Source organism: Flavobacterium sp. LS1P28 (assembly GCF_003970335.1).
In the GTDB taxonomy this organism is placed as follows: Bacteria; Bacteroidota; Bacteroidia; order Flavobacteriales; family Flavobacteriaceae; genus Flavobacterium.
Genome location: NZ_RYDI01000006.1, coordinates 98,948 through 117,745, shown reverse-complemented (window position 1 = coordinate 117,745; position 18,798 = coordinate 98,948). Strand labels below are relative to the sequence as shown.

The 18,798-nt window shown below is 33.5% G+C and carries 15 protein-coding genes, 1 tRNA gene and 1 pseudogene; 9 read left to right on the top strand and 8 right to left on the bottom strand.

Annotated features, from left to right (window positions below; all coding sequences use genetic code 11):
- Nucleotides 1–28: 28 nt before the first annotated feature.
- Nucleotides 29–898: a lysophospholipid acyltransferase family protein gene (locus tag EKL97_RS07080; RefSeq protein WP_126568539.1), complete on the bottom strand. Its 870-nt coding sequence runs from the start codon at nucleotides 896–898 to the stop codon at nucleotides 29–31.
- 114 nt (nucleotides 899–1,012) lie between these two features.
- Between EKL97_RS07080 and EKL97_RS07075 the strand changes: the two genes are divergently transcribed.
- A complete protein-coding gene (locus EKL97_RS07075) occupies nucleotides 1,013–1,651 on the top strand; it encodes a rhomboid family intramembrane serine protease (RefSeq protein WP_126459787.1) in 639 nt (212 codons plus the stop codon).
- A gap of 50 nt (nucleotides 1,652–1,701) precedes the next feature.
- On the top strand, nucleotides 1,702–2,388 hold the full coding sequence (locus tag EKL97_RS07070) for an SIMPL domain-containing protein (protein WP_126459784.1): 687 nt from the start codon (nucleotides 1,702–1,704) through the stop codon (nucleotides 2,386–2,388).
- 118 nt (nucleotides 2,389–2,506) lie between these two features.
- Here EKL97_RS07070 and EKL97_RS07065 read toward each other — a convergent pair.
- The 5 genes and pseudogenes from EKL97_RS07065 to EKL97_RS07045 form a co-directional block, all read right to left on the bottom strand.
- Nucleotides 2,507–2,587: transfer RNA gene (locus EKL97_RS07065), tRNA-Tyr, on the bottom strand.
- A gap of 174 nt (nucleotides 2,588–2,761) precedes the next feature.
- Nucleotides 2,762–3,148, bottom strand: a pseudogene (locus tag EKL97_RS07060) (TlpA family protein disulfide reductase); the annotation flags it as partial.
- An 18-nt stretch (nucleotides 3,149–3,166) separates the two neighbouring features.
- The gene (locus EKL97_RS07055; RefSeq protein WP_126555812.1) at nucleotides 3,167–3,940 is read right to left on the bottom strand and encodes a DUF4369 domain-containing protein; all 774 of its coding nucleotides are present in this window, start codon (nucleotides 3,938–3,940) and stop codon (nucleotides 3,167–3,169) included.
- 372 nt (nucleotides 3,941–4,312) lie between these two features.
- Nucleotides 4,313–4,753 (bottom strand): KTSC domain-containing protein, encoded by a 441-nt coding sequence (locus EKL97_RS07050; RefSeq protein WP_126561605.1) that lies wholly within the window; start codon nucleotides 4,751–4,753, stop codon nucleotides 4,313–4,315.
- Between the two features lie 173 nt (nucleotides 4,754–4,926).
- The gene (locus tag EKL97_RS07045) at nucleotides 4,927–5,172 is read right to left on the bottom strand and encodes a hypothetical protein (protein WP_126561604.1); all 246 of its coding nucleotides are present in this window, start codon (nucleotides 5,170–5,172) and stop codon (nucleotides 4,927–4,929) included.
- A gap of 267 nt (nucleotides 5,173–5,439) precedes the next feature.
- On the opposite strand from EKL97_RS07045, the gene EKL97_RS07040 reads away from it, so the two are divergent.
- Nucleotides 5,440–7,062: an amidase gene (locus tag EKL97_RS07040; RefSeq protein WP_126568538.1), complete on the top strand. Its 1,623-nt coding sequence runs from the start codon at nucleotides 5,440–5,442 to the stop codon at nucleotides 7,060–7,062.
- 471 nt (nucleotides 7,063–7,533) lie between these two features.
- Here EKL97_RS07040 and msrB read toward each other — a convergent pair whose 3' ends face one another.
- Both msrB and EKL97_RS07025 read right to left on the bottom strand, forming a co-directional pair.
- Entirely contained in the window at nucleotides 7,534–7,923 is a 390-nt protein-coding gene (gene msrB / locus EKL97_RS07030; protein ID WP_126514806.1) for a peptide-methionine (R)-S-oxide reductase MsrB, read from the bottom strand.
- 39 nt (nucleotides 7,924–7,962) lie between these two features.
- On the bottom strand, nucleotides 7,963–8,829 hold the full coding sequence (locus tag EKL97_RS07025; RefSeq protein ID WP_126555815.1) for an alpha/beta fold hydrolase: 867 nt from the start codon (nucleotides 8,827–8,829) through the stop codon (nucleotides 7,963–7,965).
- Nucleotides 8,830–8,982: 153 nt separating this feature from the next.
- Between EKL97_RS07025 and EKL97_RS07020 the strand changes: the two genes are divergently transcribed.
- The 6 genes from EKL97_RS07020 to EKL97_RS06995 all read left to right on the top strand — a co-directional run bounded on the left by EKL97_RS07020 (nucleotide 8,983) and on the right by EKL97_RS06995 (nucleotide 18,758).
- Nucleotides 8,983–10,404: a glycogen synthase gene (locus tag EKL97_RS07020; RefSeq protein WP_126556340.1), complete on the top strand. Its 1,422-nt coding sequence runs from the start codon at nucleotides 8,983–8,985 to the stop codon at nucleotides 10,402–10,404.
- Entirely contained in the window at nucleotides 10,401–11,681 is a 1,281-nt protein-coding gene (locus EKL97_RS07015) for a glucose-1-phosphate adenylyltransferase (protein ID WP_126556343.1), read from the top strand. The genes EKL97_RS07020 and EKL97_RS07015 overlap by 4 nt, the downstream gene beginning before the upstream one ends.
- A 68-nt stretch (nucleotides 11,682–11,749) precedes the next feature.
- Nucleotides 11,750–13,657 (top strand): 1,4-alpha-glucan branching protein GlgB, encoded by a 1,908-nt coding sequence (gene glgB, locus EKL97_RS07010; protein ID WP_126459777.1) that lies wholly within the window; start codon nucleotides 11,750–11,752, stop codon nucleotides 13,655–13,657.
- A 309-nt stretch (nucleotides 13,658–13,966) separates the two neighbouring features.
- Nucleotides 13,967–16,366, top strand: coding sequence for a glycoside hydrolase family 31 protein (locus EKL97_RS07005; protein WP_126568537.1), 2,400 nt, complete (start codon nucleotides 13,967–13,969; stop codon nucleotides 16,364–16,366).
- 88 nt (nucleotides 16,367–16,454) lie between these two features.
- The gene (locus EKL97_RS07000) at nucleotides 16,455–17,270 is read left to right on the top strand and encodes a M48 family metallopeptidase (protein WP_126553209.1); all 816 of its coding nucleotides are present in this window, start codon (nucleotides 16,455–16,457) and stop codon (nucleotides 17,268–17,270) included.
- 177 nt (nucleotides 17,271–17,447) lie between these two features.
- The gene (locus EKL97_RS06995; RefSeq protein ID WP_126568536.1) at nucleotides 17,448–18,758 is read left to right on the top strand and encodes an MFS transporter; all 1,311 of its coding nucleotides are present in this window, start codon (nucleotides 17,448–17,450) and stop codon (nucleotides 18,756–18,758) included.
- Nucleotides 18,759–18,798 lie beyond the last annotated feature (40 nt).

Genomic DNA, 18,798 nt, shown 5'->3' with positions numbered 1-18,798 from the left:
TGTGTGATTTTTTTCTGAATATGAATTACTACCGTCTGTGTTTCCATCGTTTATGCGTCCAAAAATAATATTCAGGAGCTTCCAGAATTTGTTTTTCTACTTCCCGTAAAAAAGTATTGGTGATTTCAAAATCGGGAATGGATTTTGGATTATCTGTTATAGGGACAAAAGTAGCTTCATAAAATCCTCTTTTTACTTTTTTTACTTTTACAAAAAGGACATTGAGATCGTATCGTTTGGCCAGCATTTCAGCTCCGTTATGCACTGGAACTTCAATGCCCATAAATGTATCCCAGTGAAAGGCTCGATCTAGTTTTGGGGATTGGTCGCTGGCTAAGCCATACATGAATAATATTTCTTTTTGTTGATTTTCTGCCATCAACGGGATCGCTCTTTTTGTTTCGACTAATTCTGCATTGTATTTGGATCGAATATCTCGTAGTAATTTATCAAAGTATTTATTGGCAATTTTTTTATAAACGCCTATTCCTTTAAATATTGTTTTTTCATTTACAGATAATAACCATTCCCAACTTGCATAATGGGAGGCTAATAATACAGTGCTTTTCCCTTTATCCTCATATTCTTTAACCAGTTCAATATTTGTTATTACAAATCGTCGGTTCATTTCAGCAGCTGAAATAGTCATGGTTTTTATCATTTCCAGGAACATATCACACAAATGGTGATAGGATTTTTTTTCGATAATAAGACGCTCCTTGAAACTCAAATTAGGAAAAGTAAGGGCTAAATTTTCTCTAACTGTTTTTTTTCTATACCCTATAATATAATATACAATCAAATAGATACAATCCGAAAACCAGTATAAAATCCGAAAAGGAAGAATAGAAATGACCCACAAAAAGGGAATGATTAAGATGTAAATAAGAAATTGCATGCCGTATTTTTTTTGACAAATATAAGGCAAAAATATAGATTGATATAAATTTGGACCGCATACAAGATGGTATTTGAGAAAGACTATCTTTACAATTCACAATAAACATACTTTATGAATACCATTTTAATAGCAATAATTGTTGTAAATGTTTTGATTAGTTACAAAGGTTTTAATGACCTTTCTTTTTTTAGAAAATATGAATTCCATATTGGAAGTATTCGTGCAGGCGAACAAATACGGTTGTTATCGTCTGGTTTTCTTCACGCAGATATGACTCATTTGATTTTTAATATGCTGACACTGTGGTTTTTTGCACCGGTAGTCATCAGTTATTTAGGGAGTTTTTCATTTATACTGGTGTATTTTGGAAGTTTAATTTTTGGAAGTTTATTGACGGTATTGTTTCATAAAAATGATTACGGGTATAGAGCTGTAGGTGCTTCTGGAGCCGTAACTGGGGTTTTATATTCGGCCATATTGTTACAGCCAGACATGATGTTGGGAATCTTCTTTATTATCCCAATGCCTGCTTATATCTTTGGAATCCTTTATTTATTGTATTCAATCTACGGAATGAAAGCTAAGAATGATAATATAGGTCATACCGCCCATTTTGGAGGCGCTGTTGGCGGTTATTTGATTACACTTGTCAACGAGCCACAGTTATTAGTGGATCATGCTTTAATGGCAGTTTTATTAGCCATTCCTATAATTATCCTGTTCGTAATGGCAAAAATGGGAAAATTATAATGGCACAACTTTTGAAAAGAAGTTAACACAAACAATTAAATGATAAAAAAATGAAAAAAGCACTATTAATCTTGTCTATTTTATTTATTTCAGTGTCCTACGGGCAAGAAATCAAACAAGTTCCTCAAATAAGCGTAAGTGGCGAAGGAAAAGTAAAGGTTGTTCCGGATCAAGCAAGTATAACGGTGACTGTTGAAACAAAAGGGAATAATGCCAAAGACGTCAAAAAGCAAAATGATCAAAAGATTGAAGCTGTGCTTAAGTTCATCAAAAAAATGAACTTGGCTCCTGCAGATTATAAAACGCAACGTGTTTCGTTGAACCCACAATACGATTACGAAAAAAAGAAACACAGCTATAATGCAACACAAACAATCGAAATTGTATTGAAGGATTTATCAAAATATGATGAATTGATGGAAGGTTTAGTTGACGAAGGGATTAATAGAATTGATACTGTTGTGTTTGAATCTTCTAAGTTGGCCCAATATCAATCTGAGGCTAGAAAATTAGCGATGAAAGAGGCTAAATTAAAAGCAGAAGATTATGTTTCAGTATTAGGACAAAAAGTAGGACGTGCCATGATCATATCAGATAATTCACAAAATTATAGCCCACAACCAATGTATGCTGCCATGAAAATGGAAATGAGCGATACTAGAGTTTCAAGAGAAACGATGGCGGTAGGCGAAATCAACATTACGGCTAATGTAACGGTAAGTTTTATTTTAGAATAGAAGAAGCTGCAAGTATTAAAAAATTCCGTTCAAAATATCAATTTGCTAGGATTTTTTTTGGATTAATTCACAACAGTAGTATGCAAAAAAAAACTCTTCAATCGCTTGAAGAGTTTTGTGGGGAGAGCAGGATTCGAACCTGCGAAGTTTACACAGCAGATTTACAGTCTGCCCTCGTTGGCCGCTTGAGTATCTCCCCAAGACTCAATAAGTAGTGCTTATTGTGCTAACCGGATGCAAATATAAAAACTGTTTTCAAGTTTCCAAACTATATTAGTACTTAATTTTACTATTATTTTTAAAGCATTGGTATTGAATAAAATAAAAAAATCTCCACTAGGGAGATTTTTTTTATTTGTACGATATAAGGTGTTTATTGTTCTAAAAGCTCAATTATTTTGGCTCTAAGGGCATCTCCTCTTAAATCTTTAGCCACAACATTTCCGGATGCATCCAGGATAAAAGTGGCAGGTATAGATTCTACTTTATACAAAGCAGCAATTGGTTCGTCCCAAAATTTCAAATTTGAAACCTGATTCCAGGTCAACTTGTCTTTAGCAATGGCTTCTTTCCAGGCTTTGGCATCTTTATCTAAAGAAACACCAATAATATTAAGACCCTTACTGTGTAACTCTTTATAGATGGCCACAACATTTGGATTTTCTTGACGACACGGCCCACACCATGATGCCCAAAAATCAACTATTGTTACTTTTCCTAAACTTTCTTTCAGAGAAATTATTTTCCCTTGAGGATTAGGACCTGAAAAATCTGCTCTTCATTTACCATCAGTAGTTGGAGCAGTAGCTGGAGCGGTAGCGCCTACAGCAGCCGGTGCTTTCATTTCAGCTAGTCTGGTTTTGATAGCAATTCCTGGCTTTGTTTTTTTCAATGCTTCTTCTAAACTGTTGTATAACTTTTCAGATTTTGCAACATCAGCACTAGGATCGTTTAACATTCCTTGGATGATTAGCGCTGAAATAAAAGATTTAGGATGTGTTTCAGCATACGCTAAATACTTTGCTTTTGAAGCAATACCAACTTCTTCTTGAAGTTTAGAAAATTCCTGCATCAAATTATTGATCACAATGGTGTCCTTGCTTTGTTGAGCAGCTTCCATTGCTTGCATGTTTTTGTTTTGGAAATCCATTAGTTTCTTTTGAACTTTAGTGATTTCCTCGTTGAAGGTTGCGTATTCATCATTGTTATACGTTCCTGAAACTTTAGATTTTTGAATACTGTCTTTATTTATGGCAATCGTTACTTCTCCATTTTCTAATATGAAAGGTATTTTAGCCTGAGCCCCTTCTAATTGGATTGTATAAAACGATGGCTCTGTAATAGATCCTTTCATCTCAAATTTACCGTTTTCAACTTTTACGGTATCCTTAGCAATCAGTCCCATGCCATTTGCATCTTGTGTTTCTAAGATAATTGTTTTACCATTTTCAATTCCTGTTGCAGTCCCTGAAATGATGTATTCATCTTTGCCAACTTTGCTACAAGATAGTAAAACAACAGCAGCCGAAAGTAATAAAATTATTTTTTTCATTATTAATTAGTTAAGTTAAGAGTGCAAAAGTATTTAAATTTTTAATTGATATATAATTTTACAACCTAAATTTTTGTTATTATTTTTCATTCTTAATTAGGATTTAGCATTTATTTTACAAGTAGTTATTTTACTTCCTTCTTTGAATATAAAACCTTTTAATCATGATGTGTTTTGGGGCAATCAATTTTTTTTTCAATTAAGATTTATAAAAAAATAGCGAATAAATGGGATTTAAAACACTTTCTAGACGAGTTATTTAGGTTTTGCAAGCAGGCGTTTGTATATTGCTATTTCAGAACGGGACAAGTCCAAAATAAAAAAACATCCTTTTTTTGAAGGATGCTTTTTTATTTTGGACTTTAAAAAAAATTAATCTTGATTGATTGTTTTTCTCCAAGTAAAGGAATTCAGGATGTGTCTTTTTGCAAATCTTCCAGGAGATTCAGCATTTACCATTTTTACGTAAGTAGCTTTAGGCACACTAATGTATTCGTAAACACTTCCATTTGAAAAATTGATGATCAATCGTCCTTCTACGAACTTATAGTCTGAAATTTTTGCAGTTGCAATAGTTTCAGTGTATTCCGGTAAGTTTTGTTTTAGAGTTTCAGGATTGATACTCACTAAGAAATGATAAGCTTCAATAATTTTTTTACTGTTTTCTTCAGCTGCTTTTAAACCAGTTTCATCTCCTTGAAATTTATCAGGATGCGCTTCTTTCATCGCATTACGATATATCGTTTTCAAATCTTTCAGCTCTGCAGTTTTGTCTACATTTAGCAGTTTGCGGTATTCAACTATTTTTTTCATAAATAAGGTAACTACTTGTCTTTTACTATAAAACCAATGTGATTTGATTTCAAAAAGCGACAAATTTTTTGCAAAGGTACACTTTTTTTTATTTTTTTGGTTTCAGACCAATAAATTTTCCGAAAAAAGTATTCTGAAACAATAGATTTAAGGAATAAAAAACTGAAAAAGTTTTATTGTTGGGGCTTATTGTTTGCTTTATCGAAATTTTTGGATTTTTTTGGATATTTATTATAACTGATATCACTCGGATTTTCGATGATTGATTTTATCGTAATCCAATCTCCAATACTGTGTTTTTGAGCCATTTTATAGTCCAGAAGATAGGCACCACAAAAAAAATTGTTGTTTTCATCTTTTTCCATAATTCCTGTATAAACTCCTTTTTGCAGCATTTGTTCTTGTGAAGACTTTGTCATATCAATTTGATTTTAAATAATTCTATTTGGCAAAGTTAATCAATTATTAAATGTATTGCTACAATTTAGCCTGGCTCAATTGGTTTTAGTATTCTGGTTTTTTATTCCAATTTTGTTCCATTTCAAACTTTAACTTTTGTTTCATTTAATAATGAACTGATTTTATCAAAAAAAAACTAATTTAGGATTTTAATTGAATGCATCTATTTCCAGATAGTATTCAATGTTAACGAAATTAATAGTATATAAATATTTATTTGGCAATCTATGAAAAGAAGATCTTTTTTAACTACAGCAACACTTGCTTCCGCAGGTTTAACTACACTTTTGATTACAGGCTGTACCTCCGGTACCAAAAAAAATGAAGATTCAGTATCTGTTGAAGATTTCAATGCCGTTTTTGAACTAGACGAAGAAACCATCAGCAGTGTAAGGGAGAAATTAACTTCTGGCAAATATACTTCAGAACAATTAGTACAATTATACTTAAAACGGATTGAAGCTATTGATACCAATGGGCCTCAATTGCATTCCGTCATCGAAGTCAATCCAGATGCACTGGCTATCGCTGTTGCACTGGATAAAGAGTTAAAAGCTGGTAAAAGCAGAGGCCCTTTGCATGGAATCCCCGTTTTAATAAAAGACAACATAGACACAGCGGATAAAATGCTAACCACGGCTGGATCTCTGGCAATGGCAGGAAATAGTGCTTCAAAAGATGCTTTTGTCGTTAAAAAACTCAGAGAAGCCGGTGCAGTAATCATTGGAAAAACAAATTTGAGTGAATGGGCTAATTTTCGTTCGACCCAATCCTGTTCCGGTTGGAGCAGTAGAGGCGGTCAGACTAAAAACCCCTATATTTTAGATCATAATCCGTGCGGTTCCAGTGCTGGTTCAGGAGCAGCAGTCTCAGCCAATCTTTGTGTTGTTGCTGTTGGGACAGAAACGGATGGTTCTATTGTTTGTCCAGCTTCGGTAAACGGAGTTGTAGGGATTAAACCTACTGTAGGTCTGGTTAGTCGATCTGGGATTATTCCAATTTCAAAAACACAAGATACGGCTGGTCCAATGGCCAGAACCGTAACGGATGCTGCTATTTTATTAGGCGTAATTGCTGCTGTAGACCAAGATGATACTGTAACCCTTGAAAGTAAAGGGAAAGCACAGAAGGATTATACAACTTTTTTAGATAAAAATGCTTTGAAAGGCAAGCGTATTGGTATTGAAAAAAAGCCACAAGGAAATAATAAATACATTAATGCACTTTTAGATGCTGCTGTCAACCTGCTAAAAAAACAAGGGGCTATTATTATCGAAATTGACTATTTGGAGAAAATTAATGCTTTGGGTCAGGCCGAATTCGAAGTTTTACAATATGAATTTAAAGATGGATTGAATACCTATTTGGCTACAGCCAATGCAAAAGTAAAAAGTTTGAAAGATGTTATCGATTTTAATACTGCTAATGAAGATAAAGCAATGCCGTATTTTAAGCAAGAAACATTAGAAAGTTCTAATGCTAAAAAAGGATTAGAGGACAAAAAATATCTGGAAGCATTAACCGTAAGTTTCGAAGGAAGTAAAAGTGTGCTAAATACAGTTTTTAAAGAAAATAAATTAGACGCTATTTGTGGAATCACCATGGGACCTGCTTGCAGTATTGATATGATCTACGGAGATCGTTGGGGAGGATATTCTTTAACTTCTCCTGCTGCAGCAAGTGGCTATCCACATATTACAGTTCCTTGCGGACTGGCTTATGATTTGCCGGTTGGTTTATCATTTTTTGGTATGCAGTATACAGAAGGGAAATTAATAGGATTGGGCTATGCGTATGAACAAGTATCTAAAAAGAGAATAAAACCGGGACTTAAACCTTCTTTTTTATAATATTTCATAGGTATTTAAAAGGGTAAAAGGGTGAATTACTTTTTACCCTTTTATTTTTTTTATAATACTGACAAATGGAATTAATCGGTTATTCCGGACATTTGGGCTGAGGCTTAGAAATTTCTCTTCCTCAAAAGGAAATAGCCATCCTAATTTCGCCCCAAATTTCTTTTGGTAAAACTTGCAAGAGTTGTTTCTCAGCTTTGATTCCGTCTTCGGATTCTGGGATTAATCAAATTCTGGGCACTACTCTAACTCCAACGGATGTTTTTTTCCTATATAAGTAAGTCGAAAGTTTAAAAGTCGTAAAGTCAAAAGAATTAACTTTAAGTAAAACAGCTTTAAATCAGATTGTTACGTAATTTTATCCTGATTTTAAAATACGACATTATACCATGGTTATTACTTATTTGTTATAATGATTCTAAATTTTTATCCCATTCCGTTGCATTTTCAAATAAATCCGTATCACTATTCTTTGAAGTCCACTGATAAAGAATTCACGCAATAGCGTTGTCCGGTTTTTGTAGGTCCGTCATCAAAAACGTGTCCTAAATGGCTGCCACAATTAGCACAAAGGATTTCAGTGCGTTTCATACCAAGTGTTACATCAGAAATATATTCTACTTTTCCAGGAATGGATTCGTCAAATGAAGGCCAACCGCAATGGGCATCAAATTTAGAGTTGCTTTCGAACAAAGATTCACCGCAGGCACCACAGCAATAGGTTCCTTTTTCGTAATGTAAGTTATAAGTTCCAGTATGTGGGTATTCAGTTCCTTTTTGTCGAAGAATTCTATACCGTTCTGCTCCTAATTTTTCTTTCCATTCTTGTTCTGTTTTTTCTAAAGGATATTTCATGATTATTTTTTTTATTAATTGTATAGTGTTGTATTTCAATTATTTATTTTGGATGAATTGAACTGTTTTTTCAATTACTTTAAGGTTGCCTAGAATCTTTCTATGTCCTAATCCGTCTGTTAATAGTAACTCTCCATTTTTTAAATATTTATGAATGTGAATTCCAGCCTTTACGGGAACTTCAGGATCAAGGTTATCATGTATTACTAAAATAGGAATCGCTGTTTCTTTTGCAGCCAAAAAAGCAGAATAACTATTCATTTTTTCTCCGTATTTTTTTTCGAAATGCAAACGCAAAAGAGTACTTACACTTGGTTTCAATTGTAATTTTGCCACAAAATCATCTATAATATCTTCTACAACATCACCACTGCCAATCACTACGGCATGATTTACTTTTAAACCTTTTTTTATGGCGTTCAAAACGGACATTCCTCCTAATGAATGACCAATAGCTGCTTCAAAGGGCCCAAATTGCTTCTCTATTTCTAAAATTGTATCAATAAAGTCGACCATAATAGTCGTTTTTCCAGGTGATTTTCCATGTGCAGGAGCATCAAAACTGATCGTAGAATATCCGGCTTTAAGCAATTCATCCGCTATTTTGAATAATTGAGTTCCACGTCCTGACCAACCATGAACTAATAAAATTTTCTTGTCACTTTTTCCATATTCATACACAACAACTTCTTTGCCAATTGCCGGAATTGAAATTAATTTTTGTATACTATTTCGATCCATTTCTAACTCTCTTTTTGGAATCTTATGTTTTATGGGTGTAGTAAACAGTTTAGCTGCAAATAATGTAATTAGTTTTGGTGAAATAAAAGAGATTAATTTACTGGTTAATAAAATAATTTTAGGAATTTTCAATGATTGGGTATGATTAGAAGACTTTTTTGTCATTTTAATAAATTTTCAAGCAGGTTATTATATTATAATTTTTTTAGTAAATTTAGAAAAACATAAAAGTAGTATTTTTTAGAAAGTTTTCAGGCGTATTTATATAAAAGACTAAAATAGGGGTTAAAATTAATTAAAAATATCAAAAGTTCATACATGGAAATATTTCATATCAGTGCAGAGTGTTATCCTGTTGCAAAAGTAGGAGGTTTAGCTGATGTAGTTGGCGCATTACCAAAATATCAAAACAATGCAGAGCATCGTGTAAGGGTTGTAATACCTTGTTATGATACAAAGTTTAAAAAAGAAAATGAGTTTGAATGTGTTCATTGGAGTTCTGTAAAACTTGGAAATTTTAATTTTCCGTATAGTATTCTAAAAGAAAAAACAGACCAACTAGGATTTGAATTGTATTTGGTTGACATTCCGGATTTATTCGACAGGAAAGACGTGTATGGTTACGAAGATGATATTGAACGTTTTTTGTCTTTCCAGATCGCCACTTTGGATTGGATTACAGGCAGAAGCGAAGTTGCTGATGTCATTAATTGTCACGATCATCATACAGGTATGATTCCATTTATGATGTTGTATTGTCACAAATACGAAAAATTACGAAATATTCCTTCCATGATTACCATTCATAATGGTTTATACCAAGGGCAGTTTGGGTTTAATAAATTATATTATTTACCCGAATTTGATTTGGCTCACGTAAATGTTTTAGAATGGGATAATTGCATTAATTCATTGGCAGTAGCCATAAAATGTGCTTGGGCTGTTACCACAGTTTCTCCAAATTATCTAAATGAAATCAACTATTCAGCAAATGGTCTGGAATCACTATTTAATTTGGTTCGGTATAAGTCTAAAGGGATTTTGAACGGAATTGATATTGAAGTTTGGGATCCGGAAAAAGACGCGATGATAGAAAAAAACTATTCGATTAAAAATTTTGAAAAAGGAAAACAGGAAAATAAAGAAAAATTATGCAAACTCTTTAATTTAGATCCAACAAAACCACTTTTTAGTTTTATTGGAAGATTATTAGAAGAAAAAGGAGGGGATTTATTACCACCAGCCGCAGCTCTTGCTTTATCTGAGAATTATCAACAAATTAATATTTTGATTTTAGGATCCGGAAGTACAATTATTGAAAAACAATTGAATACTTTGCTACAAGATTACAAAGGAAATTACAATACGTTTATTGGTTATAATGAAGAATTAGCACACTTGATTTACGCCGGTTCTGATTTTTTATTAATGCCTTCCAGAGTAGAGCCTTGCGGTTTAAACCAAATGTATTCGTTGCGCTACGGAACAATTCCCATTGTGAGACGAACTGGTGGGTTAAGAGACACAGTTGTTGATTTTGGCGATGACGGAAACGGAATTTGCCACGATCAGGCTACAGTTGGTGATGTTTGTTATTCTATTCAAAGAGCCGTCAATTTATATGATGATAAAGAACATCTGAACAAAATTAGAAAAATAGGAATGAACACAGACCATTCATGGGAGCGTGTTTGTCAGGAATATATAGAAATGTACAAACTAATAAGCAACAAGAAATGAAACCCAAAAAGAAAAATGTTATTGCAATTATTTTAGGTGGAGGACAAGGTTCAAGATTGTATCCCTTGACAGAATCACGATCAAAACCAGCTGTGCCAATAGGAGGAAAATACCGATTGGTTGATATTCCTATTTCAAATTGTATGAATTCAGATATTTACAGAATGTTTGTATTGACACAATTTAATTCGGCTTCCCTGAATGCACACATAAAAAACACCTATAACTTTAGTATTTTTAGCCATGCCTTTGTTGATATTCTTGCTGCTGAACAAACTCCTGATAATCCAACCTGGTTTCAAGGGACTGCCGATGCCGTAAGACAATGTATGCCTCATTTCTTAAACCATGATTTCGATTATGCGTTGATACTTTCCGGAGATCAGTTGTATCAAATGGATTTCAACGATATGTTAGAAGAACACATTAAGAACGAAGCTGATATCTCTATTGCTACTTTGCCAGTAAATGCTAAAGATGCGCCTGAATTTGGGATATTAAAAACAAACTCCGAAAGCTGTATTGAATCCTTTATCGAAAAACCAGCGAAGGAATTATTACCGGATTGGGAATCGGATGTGAGTGAACAAATGAAAAGTGAAGGAAAAAATTACTTGGCTTCGATGGGAATCTACATTTTTAACAAAAAACTGTTGGTCGATATCATGTCCAATAAAGAAACCAAAGATTTTGGCAAAGAAATTATTCCGCAAGCGGTAGGCCACAGAAAGATTTTAAGTTATCAATATGAAGGATACTGGACGGATATTGGTAATATAGATTCCTTTTTTGAAGCGAATATTGGACTTACGGATGACTTGCCAAAATTTAATTTATTTGATGATATTAATAAAATTTATACCAGACCAAGATTATTGCCGCCATCAAAATTCCAAAAAACAATGGTTGATAAATCATTGATTTCAGAAGGTTGCATTTTGAATGCCAAAGAAATTAATCGTTCTGTAATTGGTATTCGATCCAGAATAGGGGAGGGAACTATCATTCAAAACAGCTACGTAATGGGTAATGATTTCTATCAGAATATTGATGATATGAATGAAGATCTTAAAAGCGACAGACAATTGGTTGGAATTGGGGAAAGATGTTTTATAAGTAATGCTCTCGTGGATAAAAACTGCAGAATTGGTAATGATGTATATATCAATGGTGGAAACCATCTAGAAGATTTTTCTAATGAGTTGTATGCCATAAAAGATGGAATTGTTGTTATCAAAAAAGGAGCAGTTATACCAGACAATTACATTATTAAGTAACCCTAAAAACTGTTTTTCTTACACTAATATTCTGATTTTTACACAAAGCAGAAGCATACAATTGTTATATGAGCAAAGTTATCTCGCATTCCCTTTTTACCGATTTCGATATTGAATTATTCAAATCAGGGAAACATTTTCGTCTGTATGAAAAACTAGGTGCACATCTTCTTTCAGTTGATGGAACAGACGGTGTTTATTTTGCGGTTTGGGCGCCAACAGCTCAGTCTGTTTCTGTAGTTGGGGATTTCAATTTCTGGACACAAGGTAAACATCTGTTGGAAGTTCGCTGGGACTCCTCTGGCATTTGGGAAGGATTTATTCCAAACATCAAAAAAGGGACAACCTATAAATATAAAATACAATCTAATAATGGTGGAATCATAACAGAGAAAGCGGATCCGTTTGCTTTTTATTGTGAAAAACCACCACACACTGCCTCAGTAGTTTGGGATTTAGAGTATCAATGGAAAGACAAAAACTGGATGAAAACGCGTCAGAACCACAATGGTTTAGACAAGCCTTATTCAGTATATGAAGTCCATTTAGGATCCTGGAAACGGCATGCAGAAGATAATCGCTTTCTGACGTATCTAGAATTTGCCGAAGATTTAGTACATTATATAAAAGAAACTGGATTTACGCACGTGGAGTTCATGCCCATCATGGAATATCCATACGATCCGTCTTGGGGCTATCAATTAGTGGGGTATTTTGCACCAACTTCCCGTTTTGGGAATCCACAGGAATTCATGCATTTAGTAGATAAATTGCACGAAGCAGGAATTGGAGTAATCCTGGATTGGGTACCCTCTCATTTTCCAGATGATGCACATGGTTTAGGATTTTTTGACGGTTCCAATCTTTTTGAACATCCAGATCGTAAAAAAGGCTATCATCCAGATTGGAAAAGTTTAGTTTTCAATTATGGACGAAATGAGGTTCGCTCTTTTTTGATTAGTAATGCGTTATTTTGGTTGCAACATTACCATGCGGATGCTTTGCGGGTAGATGCCGTCGCCTCGATGTTGTATCTGGATTATTCCAGAAAAGAAGGCGAATGGGAACCTAATATTTACGGTGGAAGAGAAAATCTAGATACTATTAGTTTCCTGAAAGAATTTAATGAAGCCGTGTATCTAAATTATGAAGGCGTTCAAACCATAGCTGAGGAAAGTACTTCGTTCCCAATGGTTTCGAGACCAACATCTATCGGAGGTTTGGGTTTTGGAATGAAATGGATGATGGGTTGGATGCACGATACTTTGGAATATTTTCAAAAAGACACGGTGTACAGAAAGTACCATCAAAATGATTTGACTTTCTCGATGACTTATACTTTTTCGGAAAATTTTATGTTGCCGCTTTCGCATGACGAAGTGGTGTACGGAAAAAAATCTATAGCAGGAAGAATGCCAGGAGATGAATGGCAGAAATTTGCGAATTTAAGATTACTTTATGGTTACATGTTTATGCATCCCGGAACTAAATTATTGTTCATGGGAAGTGAATTTGGACAAAGCAACGAATGGAATTTTGAAGGAAGTTTAGATTGGCATTTATTGCAATATCCCTATCATGAAGGCGTAAAAAAATTAATTACAGATTTGAATAAATTGTATAAAACACAACCTGGATTATATGAAAAACAATTCAGTCCGGAAGGTTTTGAATGGATTAATTATTCGGATCATCAAAATGCGGTGATGTCTTTCATTCGAAAAGGAAATGATCTAAAAAACGATATAATTGTAGTGTGTAATTTCACGCAAGTGGTGCGCCCTGATTATCGAATTGGTTTACCTAAAAAAGGAAAATTGACAGAAATTTTTAACAGTGATGCTTCAAATTATGGAGGAAGCGGCGTTTCTAATACTACAAAAATAGCAATTGAGTCATTGCCTTATGATGGAAGAGATTATTCTGCTGAATTGCTATTGCCGCCGTTAAGTGTTATTGTTTTTAAAATCGGATAATTTTTAACAAAACGATTTAGAGGTTAAGAGAACTTCAGATTACAATGAGAATTAGAGATTAAGAGTATTTAAAGCTTAATTATGTAGGTGTAACAACTAATTTAAATTTAGTGTTGATTTATCGTTTTTTTTGATTTTAACTCCTAATTTCTTACCTTCTTTGTTTTAAAAAACACACCTATTTATCTCTAAATTTAAGTGCCTAAAAACTATAACGTTTTCGTTAATAAACCCCACACATATAACTGTTTACAAAGTAATTTCGTAAGTTTGAATGCTAGAAAAAGATTAAAATTAATACCATAAAACATGATTACAAATACAGAATTAGAATATAAGGGAGATTTATATCCCACAAAAATAATTTCTTTTGAACAGGAAGTTGATTCAATCTATTTTCATACCGATAATAGTGTCATCTTGAAAGTAACCATATTAAGAGATAGTTTAATCCGATTTAGATTTACAACAAAAGGGTATTTTAGCAATGATTTTTCTTATGCAATTGATAAAAGTCATTCTCATGGTTATAATTTTCTGGAAGTTTCTGAAGCAGAAGAGTATTATCAGATAAAAACCAGTAAAGTACAATGCAGGATTCAAAAAATAGACATGAGAGTATCTATTTATGATCTAGAAGAAAATATTATTTTAGAAGATGAGCTTGGATTTCATTGGGAAGAAAGCTATGAATATGGCGGTAACATTGTCAAAATGAGTAAGGCTTCAAAAGACGGGGAATGTTTTTACGGACTTGGCGACAAAGCAACCCAAATGAATTTGAAGGGAAAAAGACTGGAAAATTTTGCAACAGATCAATATGCTTTTCAAAAAGACCAAGAGCCCTTATACAAAGTTGTTCCATTTTATATTGGATTACGAAACAAGAAATCCTATGGTATTTTCTTTGATAATACCTTTAGAACCTATTTTGATTTTTGTCACGAAAGAAGAAATGTAACCAGTTATTGGGCTGAAGGTGGAGAAATGAATTATTATTTCATTTACGGACCCCAAATGCAAGATGTGGTTACAACGTATACTGATTTGACCGGTAAGCCAGAATTGCCGCCACTTTGGGCACTTGGATACCACCAATGCAAATGGAGTTATTATCCGGAAAGCAATTTAAAAGAAGTTGCAGCTAAATTTAGAGAGTTGAAAATTCCGTGTGACGCACTGTATTTGGATATTGATTATATGGAAGGTTTTCGATGTTTTACTTGGAACAAAGAATATTTTCCGGATCCAAAAAGAATGGTGGCTGAATTAGCCGAAGATGGTTTCAAAACAGTTGTAATTATCGATCCGGGAATAAAAATTGACAAAGAATATTCGGTATATCAAGAAGCTTTAGAAAAAGATTATTTCTGCAAAAGAGCTGACGGTCCATACATGAAAGGAAAAGTATGGCCGGGAGAATGTAATTTTCCGGATTATACAAACCCTGCGGTACGGGAGTGGTGGGCTGGATTGTTCAAAGAATTAATTTCGGAAATTGGAGTAAAAGGAGTGTGGAATGACATGAATGAACCCGCAGTAATGGAGGTTCCTAATAAGACATTTCCAATGGATGTGCGCCATGATTACGACGGAAACCCTTGCAGTCATAGAAAAGCACACAATATTTATGGTACACAAATGGCCAGAGCAACCTATCATGGTGTGAAACGATTTGCATATCCAAAAAGACCCTTTGTAATAACAAGATCAGCATACGCAGGAGCACAACGGTACACGTCTTCTTGGACTGGAGATAATGTAGCCACTTGGGAACATTTATGGATTGCAAATATTCAGGTGCAACGCATGTCTCTATCTGGTATGGGTTTTACAGGATCAGATATTGGTGGATTTGCAGAACAACCATCAGGCGAATTGTATGCCCGTTGGATTCAATTGGGTGTTTTTCATCCTTTTTGCAGAACTCATTCTTCAGGAGATCACGGCGATCAGGAACCATGGGCTTTTGATGAAGAAGTGATCAATATCACTAGAAAGTTCGTGAATTTAAGATACCAATTATTACCTTATTTATATACCATGTTTTGGCAATATATTGAGGAAGGAATTCCTATGTTGAAGCCATTAGTATATTATGATCAGGAAGATATTCAAACGCATTATAGAAATGACGAATTTGTTTTTGGAAATCAAATTCTTGTTTGTCCTATTTTAGAACCTAATTCAGTAGGAAGGCGCATGTATATTCCTCGTGGACAATGGTATAATTATTGGACCAACGAATTGGTCAATGGCGGAAAAGAAATATGGGTAGGTACTAAGTTTGATGAAATTCCAATTTTTGTAAAAGCAGGAGCAATCATTCCTAAATATCCGGTTCAACAATATGTTGGCGAACTGGAGTTTGATGAGTTAACACTGGATATTTATTATCACGAAGGAAAAGAAAAATCAGTAGTGTATGAAGATGCGCAAGATGGATATGATTATAAAAAAGGACGGTATAGCTTTTTGTCTTTTCAAGCAACCGGAAAAGAGAAGGAACAGATCATTCAGTTGCATAAAGAAGGAAAATACGACACTAATTATTCTAAGTATAAATTAAATTTGATTGGACTTCCTTTTAAAGTCAAAACAATAGAAATTGATAACGTTGAAGTTGTATTTGATAAAATTACTTTGGATAATGAGGGCTATTTGATTGTTGATAAGGGATTTACAGCTTTGTATATTATTGGAGAATAACAAAAAAATGATACTTTTAAATTTAATTTTATAAATTTTAAAATATTAATAATTGTATTTTTGTATGGCATCTAAAAACAATAAAATCATGAAAAAGCATTTAATAGTAGGGGTTTTAGCTCTAGGTATTTTATCTTCTTGTGCAACTAATCCGCTTACAGGAAAAAAAAACTTAAATTTTGTTCCCAATAGTGAGTTGTTTCCAACCTCATTTCAGCAATATGGTACTTTTTTAAGTGAAAACAAAGTAATTACTGGAACTGCTGATGCAAAAAAAGTGGAAACAGTTGGTCTTCGAATTAAAGCTGCTGCAGAAAAATATTTAATATATTTAGATCAATCACAATATTTGAAGGATTACCGTTGGGAATATAAATTAATTGACAATAAAGATGTGAATGCCTGGTGTATGCCAGGAGGAAAAATTGTAGTGTATACCGGAATACTGCCTATAACTAAAGATGATGCGGGTTTAGCTACCGTAATGGGACATGAGGTTTCGCATGCATTAGCCAATCATGGAGCTCAACGTATGAGTGCTGCTCAATTGCAACAATTAGGTGCTGTAGGAGTTGCTGTTGCAACGGGAGGAAAAAGTGCTGAGAATCAACAAATTTGGCAACAGGCTTACGGAGTAACCACACAATATGGCGGAATGTTACCTTTTAGTAGAGGTCATGAAACGGAGGCCGATAAAATAGGACTTACTTTAATGGCTATTGCAGGATACAATCCAGAGGAATCAGTTGTTTTTTGGCAAAGGATGTCAGCGCAATCCGCTGGGCAAGCACCGCCAGAATTCATGAGTACACACCCCTCTGATGCTACCCGAATTGCGAATTTGAAAGCATTAATTCCTGAAGCTAAAGCAACAGCTGTAAAAGTTGGAATTATATACAGATAAAAATCATATTAATTAGTAAATCTAATTTTATACAAAAGCTTTTCTTTTTCAGAAAAGCTTTTTTTTGTTTATCCTAACGGCGTGCTTATGATAATGGATTATTAATGTACGATTTCATCCCGTTTTGTCTAATGTTAAACAAAAAATAAATAAATTCGTAGCATAAATAAATGAAATATGAAAGGATTACAAAAAGGAGATAAAAAGCTTATTAACGCTTGGGCTTTTTATGATTGGGCTAACTCCGTTTATAGTTTAGTAATTTCGACAGCTGTTTTTCCCATTTATTATGAAACGGTAACAAGCGGAAACAATGGGATTGTTCATTTTTTTGGAACAGAATTCATTAATTCAACTTTGCTATCTTACTCTTTATCATTCTCATTTTTGGTAGTTGCTCTCTTATCACCAATATTGTCTGGAATTGCTGATTATACGGGTAACAAAAAACGATTTATGCAGTTTTTTTGTTACTTGGGTTCGTTATCAGTCATGAGTTTATTCTTTTTTAAGGGACAGGACACATTGTGGATTGGAATTTTAGGTACCATTTTAGCCAGTGTTGGCTTTTGGGGAAGTATTGTTTTTTATAATTCTTATTTGCCAGAAATTGCTTTTCCAGAACAACATGATCGAGTAAGTGCAAAAGGATTTATGTATGGTTATTTTGGTTCTGTAATTTTATTGGCGTTTAATTTGACGATGGTTATGATGCCTCAATGGTATGGGATAACAGATTCTTCTTTACCGGCGAGGATTTCGTTTTTATCTGTTGGTATTTGGTGGATTGGTTTTGCCCAAGTAACTTTTTATTATTTGCCTAATAATGTATTTCATAAAAAACCCGAAAAAGATTATATTTTTAAAGGATTAATAGCGCTTAAAGTTGTTTCAAAAAGTATAAAGAAACTAACAAAATTAAAACAATTCTTAACCGCTTTTTTTCTTTACAGCATAGGGGTACAAACAATGATATTATTGGCTGGTATTTTCTTTAAAAAAGAACTAGGAATTAGTACGAGTAAATTGATTATTATAATTTTATTAATAAATGTAATTGCTATTTTCGGCGCTTATTTATTTTCAAGAATATCAGAGAAAATTGGAAATATAAAAACACTAAAACTTACTGTAGCAATTTGGGCGTTTATTTGGTTTACGGTCTACTTCTTAGATGCTAAAAGTACATATATTGATATCCAAATTTATGCGCTTGGAGGAATGATAGGAATGGTTTTAGGGGCTATTCAATCCTTATCACGTTCAACCTATTCCAAGTTATTGCCTGAAACGGAAGATCATGCTACCTATTTTAGTTTTTTTGATGTTACTGAAAAAATTGCCATAGTGCTTGGTACATTTATTTTTGGTTTTGTAGCTTCAATTACAAATTCGATTAGGAATTCAATTTTTATATTGGCGATTTTCTTTGTATTGGGTTATATTGCTCTTAGTTTTATGAGTAAAAATAAAGACGGAAAAGATTAGTATATAATTATTATAACTAATTTTTCTCTCCTTCAGGATT

What these genes read in the sequence shown, in the direction of transcription:
- EKL97_RS07080 (WP_126568539.1), bottom strand. Translation starts at nt 898, where the DNA reads ATGCAATTTCTTATTTACATCTTAATCATTCCCTTTTTGTGGGTCATT.
- EKL97_RS07075 (WP_126459787.1), top strand. Translation starts at nt 1,013, where the DNA reads ATGAATACCATTTTAATAGCAATAATTGTTGTAAATGTTTTGATTAGT.
- EKL97_RS07070 (WP_126459784.1), top strand. Translation starts at nt 1,702, where the DNA reads ATGAAAAAAGCACTATTAATCTTGTCTATTTTATTTATTTCAGTGTCC.
- EKL97_RS07055 (WP_126555812.1), bottom strand. Translation starts at nt 3,940, where the DNA reads ATGAAAAAAATAATTTTATTACTTTCGGCTGCTGTTGTTTTACTATCT.
- EKL97_RS07050 (WP_126561605.1), bottom strand. Translation starts at nt 4,753, where the DNA reads ATGAAAAAAATAGTTGAATACCGCAAACTGCTAAATGTAGACAAAACT.
- EKL97_RS07045 (WP_126561604.1), bottom strand. Translation starts at nt 5,172, where the DNA reads ATGACAAAGTCTTCACAAGAACAAATGCTGCAAAAAGGAGTTTATACA.
- EKL97_RS07040 (WP_126568538.1), top strand. Translation starts at nt 5,440, where the DNA reads ATGAAAAGAAGATCTTTTTTAACTACAGCAACACTTGCTTCCGCAGGT.
- msrB (WP_126514806.1), bottom strand. Translation starts at nt 7,923, where the DNA reads ATGAAATATCCTTTAGAAAAAACAGAACAAGAATGGAAAGAAAAATTA.
- EKL97_RS07025 (WP_126555815.1), bottom strand. Translation starts at nt 8,829, where the DNA reads ATGACAAAAAAGTCTTCTAATCATACCCAATCATTGAAAATTCCTAAA.
- EKL97_RS07020 (WP_126556340.1), top strand. Translation starts at nt 8,983, where the DNA reads ATGGAAATATTTCATATCAGTGCAGAGTGTTATCCTGTTGCAAAAGTA.
- EKL97_RS07015 (WP_126556343.1), top strand. Translation starts at nt 10,401, where the DNA reads ATGAAACCCAAAAAGAAAAATGTTATTGCAATTATTTTAGGTGGAGGA.
- glgB (WP_126459777.1), top strand. Translation starts at nt 11,750, where the DNA reads ATGAGCAAAGTTATCTCGCATTCCCTTTTTACCGATTTCGATATTGAA.
- EKL97_RS07005 (WP_126568537.1), top strand. Translation starts at nt 13,967, where the DNA reads ATGATTACAAATACAGAATTAGAATATAAGGGAGATTTATATCCCACA.
- EKL97_RS07000 (WP_126553209.1), top strand. Translation starts at nt 16,455, where the DNA reads ATGAAAAAGCATTTAATAGTAGGGGTTTTAGCTCTAGGTATTTTATCT.
- EKL97_RS06995 (WP_126568536.1), top strand. Translation starts at nt 17,448, where the DNA reads ATGAAAGGATTACAAAAAGGAGATAAAAAGCTTATTAACGCTTGGGCT.